The sequence below is a fragment of the Nocardia sp. NPDC004860 genome (genome assembly GCF_040609015.1).
Taxonomy (GTDB): domain Bacteria; phylum Actinomycetota; class Actinomycetes; order Mycobacteriales; family Mycobacteriaceae; genus Nocardia.
This window is the reverse complement of the sequence record NZ_JBEXJI010000044.1, coordinates 1-16463: the sequence shown is the minus strand read 5'-3', so window position 1 is coordinate 16463 and position 16463 is coordinate 1. Positions and strand designations below refer to the sequence as shown.

Genomic DNA, 16463 nt, shown 5'->3' with positions numbered 1-16463 from the left:
GTCAGGGGCTGGGCGTGGCGATCAGGCCGAGTTCGGCGTCCGTGGCGAGGAGCGGGTGGTGCGGCAGGATGCGGATCGTGTATCCGACCGCGCCGGACAGCGGGACCGGCGTCTGGATGGTGAAAATGTCTGCGCCGGAATCGGTTCCGGCGTGGCGCATGGGGAAGGTGTGGACGTCGGTCAGATCGTCGGTGGGTGAGACCCGGCCGAGCACGGCCTGCACGCTGACGTCGGCGGGGGTGAGGCCGCCGAGATCGATGCGGGCCCGCAGGTCCAGGTCCGCGCCGATGACCGGGATGTCGGGCAGGCCGGAGCTGTCCACCTGCAGGACTTTGACCGTGGGCCAGGCGGATTCGACGCGGCGGCGGTACACCGACAGGTCCTGCGCGCCCTTGAAGTCGTTGGCGGACACCGCTTCATAGGCCGCGGCGGCGGGCGTGTAGTAGTCGACGGCGTAGTCACGGACCATGCGGGAGGCCAGCACCTTCGGGCCCAGCGTCCGCAGGGTGTGGCGGACCATTTCCATCCAGCGGGCCGGCAGGTCGTCGTGATCGCGGTCGTAGAAGCGCGGCAGCACAGCGCGTTCCAGCAGATCGTAGAGGGCCGAGGCCTCCAGGTCGTCGCGGCGATGCTCGTCGCGGACGCCGTCGGCGGTGGGGATGGACCAGCCGTTCTCGCCGTCGTGCATCTCGTCCCACCAGCCGTCGCGGACGGACAGGTTGAGGCCGCCGTTGAGGGCCGACTTCATACCGGAGGTGCCACAGGCCTCGAGCGGGCGCAGCGGGTTGTTGAGCCAGACGTCGCAGCCCCAGTACAGGTAGCGGGCCATGGACATGTCGTAGTCGGGCAGGAAGACGATGCGGTGGCGCACGGCCGGATCGTCGGCGAAACGGACCACCTGCTGGATGAGCGCCTTGCCGCCCTCGTCGGCCGGATGGGATTTGCCGGCGACCACCAGCTGCACCGGATGCTCCGGGTCGAGCAGCATGGCGCGCAGGCGTTCCGGGTCACGCAGCATGAGGGTGAGGCGCTTGTAGGTGGGGACGCGCCGGGCGAAGCCGACGGTCAGCACGCCCGGGTCGAAAACCTCGTCGATCCAGCCGAGTTCGGCGCTGGCCGCGCCGCGTTCGAGCCACGAGTTGCGCAGCCGGCGGCGCACCTCGTCGACGAGGATGCCACGCAGGGCATTCCGGGTGGACCACAGTTCACGCAGGTCCACATCGCGCAGCCGCTCCCAGCCGCGGGCCTCCTCGACCAGTTCGGCGCCGATGAGTTCGCGGGCCTTGTCGATCCATTCGCGCGCGGCCCAGGTGGGGGCGTGCACGCCATTGGTGACCGAGCCGATCGGGACTTCGCTCGCGTCGAAGCCCGGCCACAGCGGCGCGAACATGGCGCGGCTGACCTCGCCGTGCAGCTTCGACACGCCGTTGGCGCGCTGGGCCAGGCGCAGGCCGAGGTGGGCCATGTTGAACACCGACGGATCGGCCTCGCGTCCCATGGCCAGGATGCGGTCCACGGAAACGCCCGGCAGCACCGGTGATTCCCGTTCGCCGTGCGCGCCGCCGAAGTACCGGCGCACCAGGGAGCCGGCGAAGCGGTCGATGCCCGCGGGGACCGGAGTGTGGGTGGTGAAGACGGTGCCGGCGCGAACCGCGGCCAGCGCGGAGTCGAAATCCATTCCGGCAGCCATGAATTCGCGGATGCGCTCGATGCCGAGGAATCCGGCGTGGCCCTCGTTCATGTGGAAGACGTCGGGATCGGGCAGGCCGTTGGCGCGGGTGTACGCGCGCACCGCCCGGACGCCGCCGATGCCGGCCAGGATCTCCTGCTTGATGCGGTGGTCCTGATCGCCGCCGTAGAGCCGGTCGGTGACGGCCCGCAGTTCCGGGTCGTTGTCGGCGATATCGGAGTCCAAGAGCAGCAGGGGAATCCGGCCCACCTGGGCGATCCACACCCGGGCCCGCAGCACCCGCCCCTCGGGCATGGCCACGTGCACGAGCACCGGCGCGCCACCGTCGGTGAGCAGCCGGAGCGGCAGCCCCATCGGGTCCAGGGCCGGATAGTGCTCGGCCTGCCAGCCGTCGGCGGTCAGGGATTGCCGGAAATAGCCCGAGCGGTACAGCAATCCGACGCCGATGAGCGGCAGGCCCAGATCCGAGGCGGCCTTGAGATGGTCGCCCGCCAGAATCCCGAGCCCGCCCGAATAGTTGGGCAGCACCTCGGTGACGCCGAACTCCATGGAGAAGTACGCGATCCCTCGCGGCCCGCGCTGCTGCTTCTGGAACCAGCGAGGGCGGTCCAGATAGTCCTGGAGATCGGCCGCCGCGGCATCGACTCGCCGCACGTAGCCGTCGTCCCCGGCCAGCTCGTCGAGCCGGGCCGCGGGCACCTCCCCCAGCATCCGAACGGGATCGTGCCCGACCTCCGCCCACAGGCGGGGATCCAGCTCCGCGAAAACATCCTGGGTAGGCCCATGCCACGACCAGCGCAAATTGGTCGCCAGCTCGGTCAATGCGGACAACCGCTCCGGCAGATGGGCACGAACGGTGAATCGACGCAATGCCTTCACAGTGCTTATTCTGCCCTCCGCTTCGCTCCGGGCGGGTTCGCGGCCCCCAGGTCTCGGTTCTTCCCTCCTCCGCTCCTCCAAGGCGCGGGTCTATGGAGCCGTTCGCTCCCCCACTCCGTCGGTCCAGAGAATCGAGACGGCCGCGAACCCCTGCGCGCATCTGACGCTGGTCAGAACATCCCCCGCGCGGAGCATCCCGTCGGCAACCGATAACGTGTTTCACATGAGCGAGCAGCAGATCGAGGCGGTCGAGGGACAGCCCACCCAGGAGCATCACGAGGGCGGGTTCCGGCCGATCCGAGAACTGGGCCGCGACAACACCAAGGGTGGAGCGCACTACGGGGAGTTCATCGACGAGGTGCGCGGGCTGATGGACCGGGTGCGGCTGGCCGATCCGGCCGACGCGCTGGCGCTGGACGTGATCGCCACCCTGAAGGAGCTCAACGACAAGCTCGACGCGGCGGTCGTCGACGAATGGGACGCGCCGGCGTGGCATCGCAACGACCTGCCCGCGCGCGGCAACATCACGCTGCCGCCGTTCGAGGTCGACGCGGCGGACCAGGACGGGGTGCGGGCCCGCATCACCTTCCGCACCTTCCACCTGGGCGGCAACAGTGCGGCCCACGGCGGCCACATCGCCCTCGGCTTCGACGACCTGCTCGGCATGACGGCGGCGCTGTACACCAGGCAGGCCACCCGCACCGCCTTCCTGCACGTCGACTACCGGTCCATCACGCCGCTGAACACCGAGCTGGTGCTGCGCGGCTGGGTGGAGCGGCAGGAGGGCCGCAAGGTGTTCGTGCGCGCCACCCTGCACGACGGCGACCGGCTGTGTGCCGAGGCCCACGGCCTGTTCGTGCTCCTCAAGCCGGGCCAGCAGTAGCCACTCCGGTAAGTTCGAGGGCGTGACCGGCCGCATCGCCATCGATGACACCGCCCCCGTGATTCCCGGCGGCCGGCCGACCAAGGCCGTGGTCGGCGAGGTCGTCCCGGTGCGAGCGGTGGTCTGGCGCGAAGGCCACGAGGCGGTCGCCGCCACGCTGGCGGTGCAGGCCCCGGGTTCTACACGCACGCACCGCATTCGCATGAGCCCGGAGTACGAGCCGGACGTGTTCAACGCGGTGTTCACCCCGACCATGACCGGGCGCTGGACCTTTCGGATCGAGGGCTGGAGCGATCCCCTCGCCACCTGGCGGTCCGGGGTCGAGGCCAAGCTCGCCGTCGGGCAGAGCGCCGTCGATCTGGCCAATGATCTGGAGACCGGAGCCCGGCTGCTGGAGCGGGCCGCGCTCGCGGTCCCGAAGCGGCAGTGGGAGATCCTGCGCGCCGCGGCCGCCGCGCTGCGCAGCGACGCGCAACTGCCCGCCCGGGTCGCCGCCGCCTTCGGCGCCGAGGTCGGCGAGATCCTGCGGGCAACACCGTTGCGGGAGTTCGTGACTCACGGACCATTGCACACCGTGCGGGTGGAGCGGCAGCGGGCGCTGGTTGGAGCGTGGTACGAATTCTTCCCGCGGTCGACCGGCGGCTGGGACGCCGAGGGCCGGCCCGTGCACGGCACCTTCGCCACCGCCGCCAAGGATCTGCCCCGGATTGCCGCCATGGGCTTCGACGTGGTGTACCTGCCGCCGATCCACCCCATCGGCACGGTGAATCGCAAGGGGCCCAACAACTCCCTGACCGCGGGACCCGCGGATGTCGGCTCGCCGTGGGCCATCGGCTCGGCGGAGGGCGGGCACGACGCCATCCACCCGCTGCTGGGCACCGAGGCGGACTTCCTCGACTTCGTCGCGGCCGCACAGGAATTGGGGATGGAGGTGGCGCTGGACCTGGCGCTGCAGTGCGCGCCCGACCATCCGTGGGTGGCGGCGCATCCGGAGTGGTTCACCACGCTGCCGGACGGCACCATCGCGTACGCGGAGAATCCGCCGAAGAAGTATCAGGACATCTATCCGCTCAATTTCGACGACGAGCCCGACGGGCTCTACGCCGAGGTGCTGCGGGTGGTGCGGCATTGGATCGGCCTGGGCGTCACCGTGTTCCGGGTCGACAATCCGCACACCAAACCGGCGGATTTCTGGGAATGGCTGATCGCCGAAGTGCACCGGAAGAACCCGGAGATCATCTTCCTGTCGGAGGCATTCACCCGTCCCGCGCGCATGTACGGTCTGGCGCGGCGCGGATTCAGCCAGTCCTACACGTATTTCACCTGGCGCACCCACAAACACGACCTCGAGGAATTCGGCCGGGAAGTGGCCGCCAAGGCCGATGAGGCCCGGGCCAATCTGTTCGTGAACACCCCCGACATCCTGCACGAGAGCCTGCAGTACGGCGGGCCCGGCATGTTCGCGATCCGCGCGGTGCTGGCCGCGACGCTCGGGGCTACCTGGGGCGTGTACTCGGGCTTCGAGCTGTACGAGCACCAGTCGGTGCAGCAGGGCAGCGAGGAGTACCTGGACTCCGAGAAATACCAGCTGCGGCCACGCCGTTTCGCCGAGGCGGCCGCGCGCGGGGAATCCCTGGAGCCGTGGCTGACCCGGCTCAACGAGATCCGGCGCGCGCATCCCGCGCTGCAGCAGGTGCGCTGCATCCACTTCCATTACGTGGACAACGATGCGCTGCTGGCGTTCTCGAAGTTCGATCCCACCACCGGCGACGCGGTGCTCGTGGTGGTGAACCTGAACCCGTTCGGCGCCGAGCAGGGCATGGTCTCGCTCGACCTGCCCGCCATCGGCCGCGAATGGCACGACCGGCCGACGGTGTACGACGAGGTCACCGGCGAGGAATACCACTGGGGCCAGAGCAATTACGTGCGCCTGGACCCGGCCCGGGTGGCGGCCCACATTCTCGTACTGCCGCCGGTGCCGGCCGCCGCGCGCCCCGAACTGGCCTTCCGCCGGTCGTTCCGATGACAGGCGCGGCCGGCGGCACGGCGGCGACCGAGCGAAGAATCCCGCGCCCGGCCCCGCACGGGGGCGGGATGTGAATCGGCGCGATCTCATGCTGCTGGCGGCCGGAACCCACCCCGACCCGCATACCGTGCTGGGCGCACACCCGCATGCCGGCGGGACCGTCATCCGCGTGCGGCGGCCACACGCTGTTTCGGTGGCGGCCCGGATCGGCGGCGTGGATCATCCACTGGCGCACAGTGATCACGGGGTATTCGAGGCGGTGCTGCCGTTCCCGGAGCTGTGGGACTACCGCATCGTCAGCTCCTACCCGGGCGGGCGCACGGTGGTGGACGCGGACGGGTACCGCTTCCTGCCCACCCTCGGCGACGTCGATCTGCACCTGCTCGGCGAGGGCCGGCACGAGCGGCTCTGGGAGGTGCTGGGCGCGCACCCGAAGCGCTACCCCACCCTCGACGGCGAGGTATCCGGCACGGCCTTCGCGGTGTGGGCCCCCAACGCGCGGGGCGTGGCGGTAATCGGGGATTTCGACGGATGGAGCGGAAACACCGCCCCCATGCGGAAACTCGGCGATTCCGGGGTGTGGGAGCTGTTCCTGCCCGGCATCGAGGCCGGGGCGCTGTACAAGTACCGCGTGCACGGGGCGGACGGACGCACCGTCGACCACGCCGATCCGATGGCCTACGCCACCGAGGTCCCGCCCGCGACCGCGTCGGTCGTCACCGCGAGCGAATTCGCCTGGGGCGACGCCGAATGGCTGCGGGCGCGGGCCCGCACCGATCCGCTGCGCGCGCCGGTCAGCGCCTACGAGGTGCATCTGGGTTCGTGGCGGCCGGGGCTCGGGTATCGCGAGATCGCCGAGCAGCTGGCGGAATACGTGCTCGCCCAGGGCTTCACGCATGTCGAGCTGCTGCCGGTGGCCGAGCATCCCTTCGGCGGCTCCTGGGGTTACCAGGTCACCTCCTATTACGCGCCGACCGCCCGCTTCGGCTCCCCCGACGACTTCCGGTTCCTGGTGGATCACCTGCACCGCAGCGGAATCGGCGTCATCCTCGACTGGGTGCCCGCGCACTTCCCGCGGGACGAGTGGGCGCTGGCCCGATTCGACGGCACCGCCCTCTACGAGCACGCCGATCCGCGCCGCGGCGAGCAACTCGACTGGGGCACCTACGTTTTCAACTTCGGCCGCCACGAGGTCCGCAACTTCCTCGTCGCCAATGCGCTGTACTGGATCGAAGAGTTCCATATCGACGGCCTGCGCGTGGACGCCGTGGCCTCGATGCTCTACCTGGACTACTCCCGCCCGGACTGGGAGCCGAACATCCACGGCGGCCGCGAGAATCTGGAGGCCGTCGCCTTCCTGCAGGAAATGAACGCGACCGTGCACAAGCACCATCCGGGCGTGCTGACGGTGGCCGAGGAGTCCACCACCTGGCCGGGGGTCACCCGCGCCACCGAGGTCGGCGGCCTGGGCTTCACCATGAAATGGAATATGGGCTGGATGCACGACACGCTCGGGTATCTCGCCCACGATCCGGTGTACCGGACCTGGCACCACAACGAGGTCACCTTCTCGCTGACCTATGCCTGGAGCGAGAACTACGTGCTGCCCATCAGCCACGACGAGGTGGTCTACGGCAAGGGGACGCTGTGGACCCGCATGCCCGGCGACGATTTCACCAGGGCGAGCGGGGTCCGCGCGTTGCTGGCCTACATGTGGGCGCATCCGGGCAAACAGCTGTTGTTCATGGGCCAGGAATTCGGTCAGTTCCGGGAGTGGGACCACGATCGCGGACTGGATTGGCACGAGCTGGAAAACCCTCTGCACCAGGGCATTCAGCGGCTGGTCGGGGACCTCAACCGGCGGTATGCCGCCAATCCCGCACTGTGGAGCCAGGATACGTCGCCGGGCGGCTACTCCTGGATCGACGCCGACGACCGCGACAACAATGTGCTGTCGTTCCTGCGCTACGGCACCGACGGATCCATTCTCGCCTGCGTCTACAACTTCTCGGGCCGTCAGCTCGACGGCTATCGCATCGGATTGCCCGGGCCCGAACCGGATTCGTGGTACGAGGTGCTGAACACCGATGCCATCGCCTATGGCGGCAGCGGCACGGGCAATGCCGACGTGATCGCCGCCGAGCCCGTGCCCTGGCACGGCCGCCCGGTGTCGGCCGCCCTGACCCTGGCGCCGAACAGCGCCGTCTGGTTGTCGAAGACGCCAGCGGCCGGCACCGAGTAGGACGACCGGTTCCTACCGGACGCGAGTGAGGAACCATTTACGGGAGCGCGCCCCAGATCACTCCGGCCAGCCGGGCGCCAGCGGCCGGCACCGAGTAGGACGACCGGTTCCTACCGGACGCGAGTGAGGAACCATCTACGGGAGCGCGCCCCCGATCACACCGGCCAGCCGGGCGCGCGGCCCAGCACAGCCAGGATCCGATCCAGCCCGGACGCCTCCGGCACGGCGACCTCGGGCGCGAACGACGAGCCCGGCCGTTCCCGCTCCGGACCGCGCGGCACCGCCTCGGCCACCGGCAGCCCCGCGCTCAGCAGGTCCGCGTCGAATTCCACGGTCTGTCCGAGCGCCCGAGCCACATCCCAGGCGTGCACGATGTAGTCGATGAAGTGAAAGCTGATGGCCAGCGGCGCGGGAATCACGATGCCGTCGCGGACCTCCGGCAGTGGGAACTGCCGTTCCAGGACGCCCGGCCGGGCGAAGGTGGCCAGCACGTGCTCGGCCGCCTCCCGGTACTCACCGATCGGATCGTCGCCGAGCGGCTGCGGCTTCCACAGCGCGAGATCGCTCTCGCCGCGGGCGGCGGCCGCGAAGCCGTAATGCTGAACGATCATGTGCTCCAGCAGGTCTCGCAGCGTCCAGCCTGCGCAGGGCGTGGGTGCGTCCAGATCGGCGGGGGTGAGTCCCGCCACCACCTCGATGCTGGTGCGCACCGCGCGGGCGTCCAGCGCGAGCAGTTCGGTTCCCGAGGCCAGCAATTCTTCGTACGTGCTTATCATACGCACCAGCTTACTAATTTCCGCGCGCCCGCGACAGAGACAATCCGGCGAATTCCACACCAACCGGTCCACTGCGAGAGCAGTCTGGACAGACAGCCGTTTCGAGCCGGGAGGGTCCCGTGGACGAGCGCACCAAGATCACGCTGGACGAATCCGAGATCCCGAGGCGTTGGTACAACGTCATCCCGGACCTGCCCGCACCACCGCCGCCCCCACTGCATCCCGGCACCGGACAGCCGGTCGGGCCCGAGGATCTGGCCCCGCTGTTCCCGATGGAGCTCATCCGGCAGGAGGTGAGCGGTGACCGCTACCTCGACATCCCGGACGAGGTCATCGATGTCTACCGCCTCTGGCGGCCGACGCCACTGTTCCGGGCGCGACGGCTGGAGAAGGCGCTCGGCACTCCGGCCCGAATTTATTACAAATACGAGGGCGTCTCCCCCGCCGGCTCACACAAGCCGAATACCGCTGTGCCGCAGGCGTTCTACAACGCCGCCGCGGGCACCCGGCGACTGACCACCGAGACCGGCGCGGGCCAGTGGGGCAGCGCGCTCGCCTTCGCCTGCGCGCAATACGGCATCGACTGCGAGGTGTGGATGGTGCGCGCCTCCTACGACCAGAAACCGCACCGGCGCACGCTCATGCAGACCTGGGGCGCGACCGTGCACGCCAGCCCCTCGCCGATCACCGCCGCGGGCGCGAAAATCCTTGCCGACCACCCGGATTCACCCGGCAGCCTGGGCATCGCCATCAGCGAGGCGGTGGAGGTGGCCACGGCCGACCCGGCAACCCGCTACGCGCTGGGCAGCGTGCTCAATCATGTACTGCTGCACCAGACCGTCATCGGGGAGGAGGCGCTGAAACAGTTCGCCGCGGCGGGTGAACGCCTGCCCGATCTGATCATCGGCTGCACCGGCGGCGGCTCCAACTTCGCGGGACTGTTCCTGCCCTTCCTGCGCGAAAAGCTCGCGGGCCGAGCCGATCCGGTGATCCGGGCCGTCGAGCCCGCCGCGTGCCCGTCGTTCACGCGCGGCATCTACGCCTACGACTTCGGCGACACCGCCGGCTTCACCCCACTGATGAAGATGCACACCCTGGGCCACGACTTCATCCCCGATCCGGTGCATGCGGGCGGGCTGCGGTATCACGGCATGTCGCCGCTGCTGTCGCACATGTACGAGCTGGGATTGTTCGAGGCGGTGGCGAAGCAGCAGCGCGAATGCTTCGCCGCGGCCGTCACTTTCGCGAAGGCCGAGGGTATCCTTCCGGCCCCCGAGCCCTCTCACGCGCTGGCGGCCGTCATCGAAGAGGCGAAGCGCTGCACCGAATCCGGTGAAGAGAAGGTCCTGCTCACCGCCCTGTGCGGCCACGGCCACTTCGACATGACCGCCTACGAGCGCTATCTCGCAGGCGAAATTCCCGACTTCGAACTCCCCCAGCCCCGTATCGACGCCGCCCTCGCCGGCCTCCCCACCGTCTGAACAGGATCAGGGAGCCCTCGCTGCGGGATTTCGTCCGAATCCCCGCGGTGAGAGCTCCCTGATCTCCAGTCGTCAGTACAGTGCGGCAGCAAGCTTGCGGCGGGCGGCGACCACGATGGGCTCGGCGGGGTCGAAGAGTTCGAAGAGTTCGAGCAGGTGGGTGCGGGCCTTGGTGCGGTCGTCGCCGGCGGTGCGCTTGACCTGGGCGACGAGGCGATCGAAGGCGGCCTCCGGCTGCTGGTTGAACATCTCCAGGTCGGCCGCGGCGATAGCGGCGTCCAGATCGGCCGGGTCGGCGTCGGACTTGGCGACGGCGGCGGGGTCGAGATCCTGTACACGGGAAAGGAACTGGACCTGACGCAGGGCGGCCTTGGCCTCGGCGTTGTTCGGCTCGGCGGCCAGGATGGCCTCGTACACGGCGATCGCATTGTCGAATTCGCCGCGCTCCAAGGCTTCTTCGGCGGCGACGAAGCGGGGATCCTCGGGAGCCTCGGGCTCGGCCGCGGCGGCCTCCGCGCCGACGCCGGGGAGCTTGCCGCGCACGGCGTCCACCACGGCGGCGATCCACTGGGTCACCTGCTCCTCCGGCTGGTTGCCGGTGAAGTCGGCGAGCGGCTGGCCCGCGGCCACGGCGACCACGGTCGGAATGCCCTGGACGCCGAAGGCCTGCGCGATGCGCATATTGGCCTCCGCCTCCACGGTGGCCAGATCCCACTCGCCACCGCTCTGGCCGACCAGCTGCTCCAGCAGCTTCACCAGCTCGATGCTCCCGGGGCTGCGCTGCGAGTACAGCGCCACCACCACCGGCACCTGGGTGGAGCGCCGTAGCACTCGATCCTCGAAATTGGCCTCGGTGACGGCGTGGTCACCCGGGACATCTCCCGCGGCGGCGGCCGGCTGCTTGAGAGCGGACAGGTCCACCGCGCCCGACATGGCGGCGGCTGCGGCGGCGGAGGGACGGCGTGCAGGTCGAGTCACGACATCCAGTTTGTCACGACCGTGCGGCGGCGGGTGCCGCGGCTTGGCTCAGTTCACCCAGCTGACCGGAGTTGATCGCCCACCGCTCGAAGAACACGGACGTGAACGGGACCACCGAGGACAGCAGCGCCAGACCCGTGGTCTTGCCCGGCCATTCGAACTCGCGCGAGGCCAGCAGGCAGTTGATGGCGTAGGCCAGGAACACGATGCCGTGCAGCATGCCGAACACCATCACCGGCCACTTGATCGGCTGATCGGCGATCCCCAGCGCATCCGCGCGCTTCAGGGCCGAGCCGATGAACAGCAGCACCCACGAGGGCACCTCGAGCAGGCCGAAGAAACGCACGCGCTTAGCGACCGTGGACAGGTCGAACAGATCACCCATGGCAACCATTCTGCCCGATGCCTACGACGCCCTGTAGTGGACCTGGTCACATCTGGGACGGCCGCGCTGGATTCCTGGTATGAGAACCGGAACAGCCCCGGCTCACGAGCCGGGGCTGTTCCTCATGAGCGGTTGTCCCTATCGCACGCGGACGATGAGGGCGTCGCCCTGGCCGCCACCACCGCAGAGCGCGGCCGCGCCGACACCGCCGCCGCGGCGCTGCAGCTCGAGCGCCAGGTGCAGGACGATGCGGGCGCCGGACATGCCGAGCGGGTGGCCGATGGAGATGGCGCCGCCATTGACATTGACCTTCTCCGGGTCGATGCCGAGCTTGCGGGTGGAGGCGATGCCGACCGCCGCGAACGCCTCGTTGATCTCGACCAGATCCAGCTCGGCGGGCGAAATGCCTTCCTTGGCACAGGCTTTGGCGATGGCGTTGGCGGGCTGGTCCTGCAGGGTGGAGTCGGGGCCGGCCACGACGCCGGCCGCGCCGATCTCGGCGATCCAGCTCAGACCCAGCTCCTCGGCCTTGGCCTTGGACATGACGACCACCGCGGCCGCGCCGTCGGAGATCTGCGAGGCGGAACCGGCGGTGATGGTGCCGTCCTTGCGGAAGGCCGGACGCAGCTTGCCCAGCGACTCGGCCGTCGTGTCGGCGCGGATGCCCTCGTCCTCGGCGAACTGGATCGGGTCGCCCTTGCGCTGCGGGATCGAGACCGGGGTGACCTCGTCGGCGAAGAGGCCGTTCTTCCAGGCGGCGGCGGCCTTCTGGTGCGAGGCAGCGGCGAAGGCGTCCTGCTCCTCGCGGCTGATGGCGTCGGCGTCGTTGCGCTGCTCGGTGAGCGCGCCCATGGCCTGATCGGTGAAGATGTCGTGCAGGCCGTCGTAGGCCATGCTGTCGCGCAGGTTGACGTCGCCGTACTTGTAGCCTTCGCGGCTCTTCTCCAGCAGGTGCGGGGCGTTGGTCATGGACTCCTGGCCGCCGGCCACCACGATCTCGTACTCGCCGGCCCGAATCAGCTGGTCCGCCAGCGCAATTGCATTGATACCGGACAGACACACCTTGTTGACGGTGAGCGCCGGGACATCCATCGGAATACCCGCGGCGACCGCGGCCTGCCGGGCCGGGATCTGGCCCGCGCCCGCGGTGAGCACCTGGCCCATGATCACGTAGTCGACCTGCTCGGGCGCCACCCCACCCTTCTCCAGTGCCGCCTTGATGGCGAACCCGCCCAGGTCGGAGCCGCTGAAGCCCTTCAGCGATCCGAGCAGCCGGCCCACCGGGGTGCGCGCGCCGGAGACGATGACGGAGGTGGTGGTCACGATGAGCCTCGCTTACGTCGTTTGGTGACTGCTCCGCCAACCATCGGAGCCGTACTCAAAGGTAACGTGCGGCGCTCCGGCATCCTTCCGAGGGGCGCGCTACCGTCACTGATGTGAGCAACACAGAGAACACCGGATTCATCCCGTCGGAATACGTCACCGCCGTCGACCACGTCGGAATCGCTGTGCCAGATCTCGATTCGGCGGTGGCCTGGTACCGGGACAATCTCGGCATGGTGGAGACGCATCGCGAGATCAACGAGGCGCAGGGCGTGCACGAGGCCATGCTGTCTGTGCCCGGCACTCCGGCCGGCTCGGTCGCTCTGCAGTTGCTGGCTCCGCTCAACGAGGAGTCGACGATCGCGAAATTCATCGACCGAAACGGGCCTGGCCTGCAGCAGCTCGCGTATCGTGTCACCGATGTCGAGGCTGTTTCCGCGCAACTTCGGGAACGAGGCCTGCGTTTGCTGTACGCAGAGCCGCGCGGCGGCACCGCTGGTTCCCGCATCAATTTCATCCACCCCAAGGATGCTGGCGGTGTGCTGGTGGAACTCGTCGAACCGGCCGCGAAAACTACCCACTAGTACCGTGTTCCGCCCTCCTAAAGAGGGCGTAACAACATTCGCGGTCGGGTCACCATCGGGTGTCGTCAGGCTGTAGTTTGTGGGTCATGTCGTCCACTGAGCCCGATCGTAATCGCTTCGTCGCGCTGCCCTTTACCGTTGTGCGGAAGGGCTATGACCGTGACGAGGTGCGTAACTACTTCGACCGTTTCGATGCCGAGCTGAGGGTCACCGCCACCGACCGCGATGCCGCCGCAGCCCAGGCCCGCAACCTGGCGGCCCAGCTCGAGGATGCCCGGGACGAGATCGACGAGCTCCGTAAGGAGGTCGACCGGCTCTCGGTGCCGCCGACCACCGCCGAAGGCATGTCCGATCGCATCTCCCGCATGCTGCGTCTGGCCTCGGATGAGGCCTCCGAGGTCCGCGCCCAGGCGCAGGCCGAGGCCGCCGAGATGATCTCGATTGCCGAGCAGCAGGCCACCGAAATGCGTGGGAAGTACGAATCGCTCCTCTCCGAGACCAAGGAGAAGCGCGAAGCGCTCGAAATCGAGTTCGAGCAGACTCTCGCGAACGCCCGCTCCGAGTCCGCCAAGATCGTCGAAGCCGCCAATGCCGAGGCCGACCGCCTCACCAAGGAGTCCGAGGCCAAGCGCAAGGCCACGCAGCAGGACTTCGAGGTCACCATGGCGGAGCGGCGCACCAAGCTGACCCGCGCCATGGAGGAGCTGGAGGCCACCTCGCGCGCCGAGGCCGCCCAGCGCATCAAGGACGCCACCGACGAGGCCAACCGCCTCATCACCTCGGCGACCAACACCGCGGATCGAAAGATCGCGCACGCCAAGGAACTTGCCGAGGAGATGCGTGTGCTGCGCGGCCGCGTCCTGGCCCAGCTGCTCGGCATCCGCGGCCAGCTCGACTCGGTCCCGGCCATGCTCGCCGCCGTCAACCGCGAGAGCGAACTGCTCGACGGCGCACCGGAACAGCGCTCCATCCAGAAGGGCGGCCGCAAGGCCATCGCCGACGCTCGCGAAGAGGACGAGATCGTCGACGAGCGCGAGAACGCTGACGTCTCCAGCTAATTCACCGACCGGGCGACAACCGGCATCCGTTCGAAGGCCGCTTCCCCTCCGGGGGAAGCGGCCTTCCTTATGTGTCTCGGCGAGCCACCCTCACCCGCGCCCGAAACTGTTGGCGCAGTACGGAATCAGGAGGGCGCAGAGCAGAAAGGTCACGCTCCAGCCGCCGATACGAGACCCCCACTTGCCGGGGCTCAAGACCAGCGACGGGTGATGGTGCGGGTGTTGCGGCCGTTCCAGCAGCCGGTGTGCCAGTGGCGGCGATCGTCTTCGCCGCCGTGGACTGCCCAGGCGACGATGTGCGGTGTGCCCGGTGGGATGACGTGGTCGCAGCCGGGGCACCGGTAGGGCTTGGTGGCGCGGGTGCCGGGGACCGTGCGGACGACGAAGGTCTCGTCGGTCCCGGGACCGTGCTCGGTGCGACCGAAGACGTCGCCCAGAGGGCGCGGGTCCGAGTGGGATCGCGCCGAGTCCTTGGGGCGGGGTTTCCGGCGGGGCATGGTATCGAGGTTAGAACAGCCGGAACTCGCTGGAGTCGGTGCCGCGCAGGGCATCGTAATCCAGTGTGAGGCAGCGGATGCCGCGGTCGGCGGCAAGAGTCTTGGCCTGCGGCTTGATCTGCTGGGCGGCGAAGACGCCCGCGACGGGAGCCAGCAGCGGGTCGCGATTGAGGAGTTCGAGGTAGCGGGTGAGCTGTTCGACGCCGTCGATCTCACCGCGGCGCTTGATCTCCACCGCCACCGTCGCGCCGTCGGCGTCACGGCACAGGATGTCGACCGGGCCGATGGCGGTCATGTACTCGCGGCGAATCAGGGTGTAGCCGGGACCGAGGGTTTCGATGTGCTCGGCGAGCAACTCCTGCAGGTGCGCCTCGACGCCGTCCTTCACCAGCCCGGGATCGACACCCAGCTCGTGCTTGGAATCCAGCTCGATGTCCTCGACGGTGATGCGCAGTTCCTCGCCGGCCTTGTTGGACACCACCCACAGTTGGGTTGTCTCGGAATCGGTTTCCCGTTCCTCCAGCCAGCACGGCGGACTCATCCAGTTGAGAGGCTTGTAGGAGCCGCCATCGGAATGGACCAGCACCGAACCATCGGCCTTCATCATGAGCAGACGACGGGCCATGGGCAGATGGGCGGTCAGACGGCCAACGTAATCGACCTGGCAACGAGCAATCACAAGGCGCACCGGTCGAGTCTAGTGACCGGGCATCAGCCCAGCAGCATCAGGCAGGCAAAAACGGAACCGCACGCCAGCAAAAGGTATTCCGGTACGTTCAACGGCCGCACCGCCCCGCCCTGCCGGCGGATCGTCAACCGCCCGATGCCCAGACCCAGGCACAGCGCCAGGAAGTGACCCACATTGGTGAAGGTGTGCCAGAGCACCACCCCGCCCAGCGCGAACGCCAGCCAGGTACTCGCCCACACCCACCGGCGATGCGGCGGCAGCACCGCCACCAGCGCACCCACCACGGCCATCGCGCCATAGCTGACGCCGACATCCTCGGCCATCGCGATACTGCCCGGCACCAGCTGCGACTGCACCGCCACCCACAGGCCCACCGCCACCAGCACGGTCGCGCCCACATGGCCGACGAAGAAGGTGTGCACCAGCTTCACGGTCCCGAAGCGCCGCTCCGCCAGAGCGAGCAGGCAGGCCAGCATCGGCACGATCAGGAACACCGTCGCCGCACCCTCACCCACCAGGAAGGCGCTCGAGAACAGCGTGCCGAGGCGGCCCTTGGTCAGGTTGTTCAAGTTCGTGCTGGCATGCAACACGATTCGCGACTCCCGCGGCGCGCTGACCATGGTCAGGGCCACGGCGCCCACCAGCAGCAGACCCACATAGCTGTAGGTGGCGGGCAGCCACAGAGCAGCCCACCGGAACCGGCGGGCCTGGTCGGCCGGCCGTTGGGGCGCGAGCTGGTGAATCATGCTGTCGATCATTGTCTTCCCGGCCCCATGTGAACTGATTGTCCGCTGGGAGCCTGCTGTGTATCCATACCCTATCCATATGTACCCGGGATACACGCAAGTACCCCTGGATACGCAGAAGGCCCCGACCAAATTGGTCGGGGCCTTCGCGAAGGATGTTCCGGCGGTGTCCTACTCTCCCACACCCTGTCGAGTGCAGTACCATCGGCGCAGGTGGCCTTAGCTTC

At 68.7% G+C, this 16463-nt stretch carries 14 protein-coding genes; 6 read left to right on the top strand and 8 right to left on the bottom strand.

The genetic code is table 11. The annotated features are described in order from the left end of the window. Position 1: 1 nt before the first annotated feature. Positions 2 to 2569 (bottom strand): alpha-glucan family phosphorylase, encoded by a 2568-nt coding sequence (gene glgP / locus ABZV44_RS42710; RefSeq protein WP_354850181.1) that lies wholly within the window; start codon positions 2567 to 2569, stop codon positions 2 to 4. Between the two features lie 223 nt (positions 2570 to 2792). On the opposite strand from glgP, the gene ABZV44_RS42705 reads away from it, so the two are divergent. From ABZV44_RS42705 to glgB, 3 genes are all read left to right on the top strand, one after another. Next, the gene (locus ABZV44_RS42705) at positions 2793 to 3452 is read left to right on the top strand and encodes a PaaI family thioesterase (protein WP_354850178.1); all 660 of its coding nucleotides are present in this window, start codon (positions 2793 to 2795) and stop codon (positions 3450 to 3452) included. A gap of 22 nt (positions 3453 to 3474) precedes the next feature. Further along, positions 3475 to 5478, top strand: coding sequence for an alpha-1,4-glucan--maltose-1-phosphate maltosyltransferase (locus tag ABZV44_RS42700; RefSeq protein ID WP_354850175.1), 2004 nt, complete (start codon positions 3475 to 3477; stop codon positions 5476 to 5478). 88 nt (positions 5479 to 5566) lie between these two features. Beyond that, positions 5567 to 7720, top strand: coding sequence for a 1,4-alpha-glucan branching protein GlgB (glgB, locus tag ABZV44_RS42695; protein ID WP_354850301.1), 2154 nt, complete (start codon positions 5567 to 5569; stop codon positions 7718 to 7720). Positions 7721 to 7875: 155 nt separating this feature from the next. On the opposite strand, the gene ABZV44_RS42690 is transcribed toward glgB, so the two are convergent. After that, on the bottom strand, positions 7876 to 8496 hold the full coding sequence (locus tag ABZV44_RS42690) for a TIGR03086 family metal-binding protein (protein ID WP_354850172.1): 621 nt from the start codon (positions 8494 to 8496) through the stop codon (positions 7876 to 7878). A 119-nt stretch (positions 8497 to 8615) separates the two neighbouring features. On the opposite strand from ABZV44_RS42690, the gene ABZV44_RS42685 reads away from it, so the two are divergent. Then, a complete protein-coding gene (locus tag ABZV44_RS42685) occupies positions 8616 to 9977 on the top strand; it encodes a TrpB-like pyridoxal phosphate-dependent enzyme (protein ID WP_354850169.1) in 1362 nt (453 codons plus the stop codon). Positions 9978 to 10049: 72 nt separating this feature from the next. On the opposite strand, the gene ABZV44_RS42680 is transcribed toward ABZV44_RS42685, so the two are convergent. From ABZV44_RS42680 to ABZV44_RS42670, 3 genes are all read right to left on the bottom strand, one after another. After that, positions 10050 to 10910, bottom strand: coding sequence for a tetratricopeptide repeat protein (locus ABZV44_RS42680; RefSeq protein WP_354850298.1), 861 nt, complete (start codon positions 10908 to 10910; stop codon positions 10050 to 10052). Between the two features lie 58 nt (positions 10911 to 10968). Continuing rightward, positions 10969 to 11340 (bottom strand): DUF3817 domain-containing protein, encoded by a 372-nt coding sequence (locus ABZV44_RS42675; protein ID WP_354850166.1) that lies wholly within the window; start codon positions 11338 to 11340, stop codon positions 10969 to 10971. 138 nt (positions 11341 to 11478) lie between these two features. Continuing rightward, positions 11479 to 12663 (bottom strand): acetyl-CoA C-acetyltransferase, encoded by a 1185-nt coding sequence (locus tag ABZV44_RS42670; RefSeq protein ID WP_354850163.1) that lies wholly within the window; start codon positions 12661 to 12663, stop codon positions 11479 to 11481. 113 nt (positions 12664 to 12776) lie between these two features. On the opposite strand from ABZV44_RS42670, the gene mce reads away from it, so the two are divergent. Beyond that, positions 12777 to 13247 (top strand): methylmalonyl-CoA epimerase, encoded by a 471-nt coding sequence (gene mce / locus ABZV44_RS42665; RefSeq protein ID WP_354850160.1) that lies wholly within the window; start codon positions 12777 to 12779, stop codon positions 13245 to 13247. 86 nt (positions 13248 to 13333) lie between these two features. After that, positions 13334 to 14305 (top strand): hypothetical protein, encoded by a 972-nt coding sequence (locus ABZV44_RS42660; protein WP_354850157.1) that lies wholly within the window; start codon positions 13334 to 13336, stop codon positions 14303 to 14305. 191 nt (positions 14306 to 14496) lie between these two features. On the opposite strand, the gene ABZV44_RS42655 is transcribed toward ABZV44_RS42660, so the two are convergent. The 3 genes from ABZV44_RS42655 to ABZV44_RS42645 are packed head-to-tail and all read right to left on the bottom strand — an operon-like array spanning position 14497 to position 16236. After that, on the bottom strand, positions 14497 to 14802 hold the full coding sequence (locus ABZV44_RS42655; protein WP_354850154.1) for an ATP/GTP-binding protein: 306 nt from the start codon (positions 14800 to 14802) through the stop codon (positions 14497 to 14499). A gap of 10 nt (positions 14803 to 14812) precedes the next feature. After that, complete coding sequence (nucS, locus tag ABZV44_RS42650; RefSeq protein WP_354850151.1) at positions 14813 to 15490, bottom strand: endonuclease NucS; 678 nt, start codon at positions 15488 to 15490, stop codon at positions 14813 to 14815. A 23-nt stretch (positions 15491 to 15513) separates the two neighbouring features. After that, positions 15514 to 16236, bottom strand: coding sequence for a rhomboid-like protein (locus ABZV44_RS42645; protein WP_354850148.1), 723 nt, complete (start codon positions 16234 to 16236; stop codon positions 15514 to 15516). Positions 16237 to 16463: the final 227 nt, after the last annotated feature.

Excerpts from the sequence above, each read along its gene's own strand:
- ABZV44_RS42675 (WP_354850166.1), bottom strand. The coding sequence starts at position 11,340 with ATGGGTGATCTGTTCGACCTGTCCACGGTCGCTAAGCGCGTGCGTTTC.
- ABZV44_RS42690 (WP_354850172.1), bottom strand. The coding sequence starts at position 8,496 with ATGATAAGCACGTACGAAGAATTGCTGGCCTCGGGAACCGAACTGCTC.
- ABZV44_RS42660 (WP_354850157.1), top strand. The coding sequence starts at position 13,334 with ATGTCGTCCACTGAGCCCGATCGTAATCGCTTCGTCGCGCTGCCCTTT.
- glgB (WP_354850301.1), top strand. The coding sequence starts at position 5,567 with ATGCTGCTGGCGGCCGGAACCCACCCCGACCCGCATACCGTGCTGGGC.
- ABZV44_RS42705 (WP_354850178.1), top strand. The coding sequence starts at position 2,793 with ATGAGCGAGCAGCAGATCGAGGCGGTCGAGGGACAGCCCACCCAGGAG.
- ABZV44_RS42645 (WP_354850148.1), bottom strand. The coding sequence starts at position 16,236 with ATGATTCACCAGCTCGCGCCCCAACGGCCGGCCGACCAGGCCCGCCGG.
- ABZV44_RS42680 (WP_354850298.1), bottom strand. The coding sequence starts at position 10,910 with ATGTCGGGCGCGGTGGACCTGTCCGCTCTCAAGCAGCCGGCCGCCGCC.
- ABZV44_RS42655 (WP_354850154.1), bottom strand. The coding sequence starts at position 14,802 with ATGCCCCGCCGGAAACCCCGCCCCAAGGACTCGGCGCGATCCCACTCG.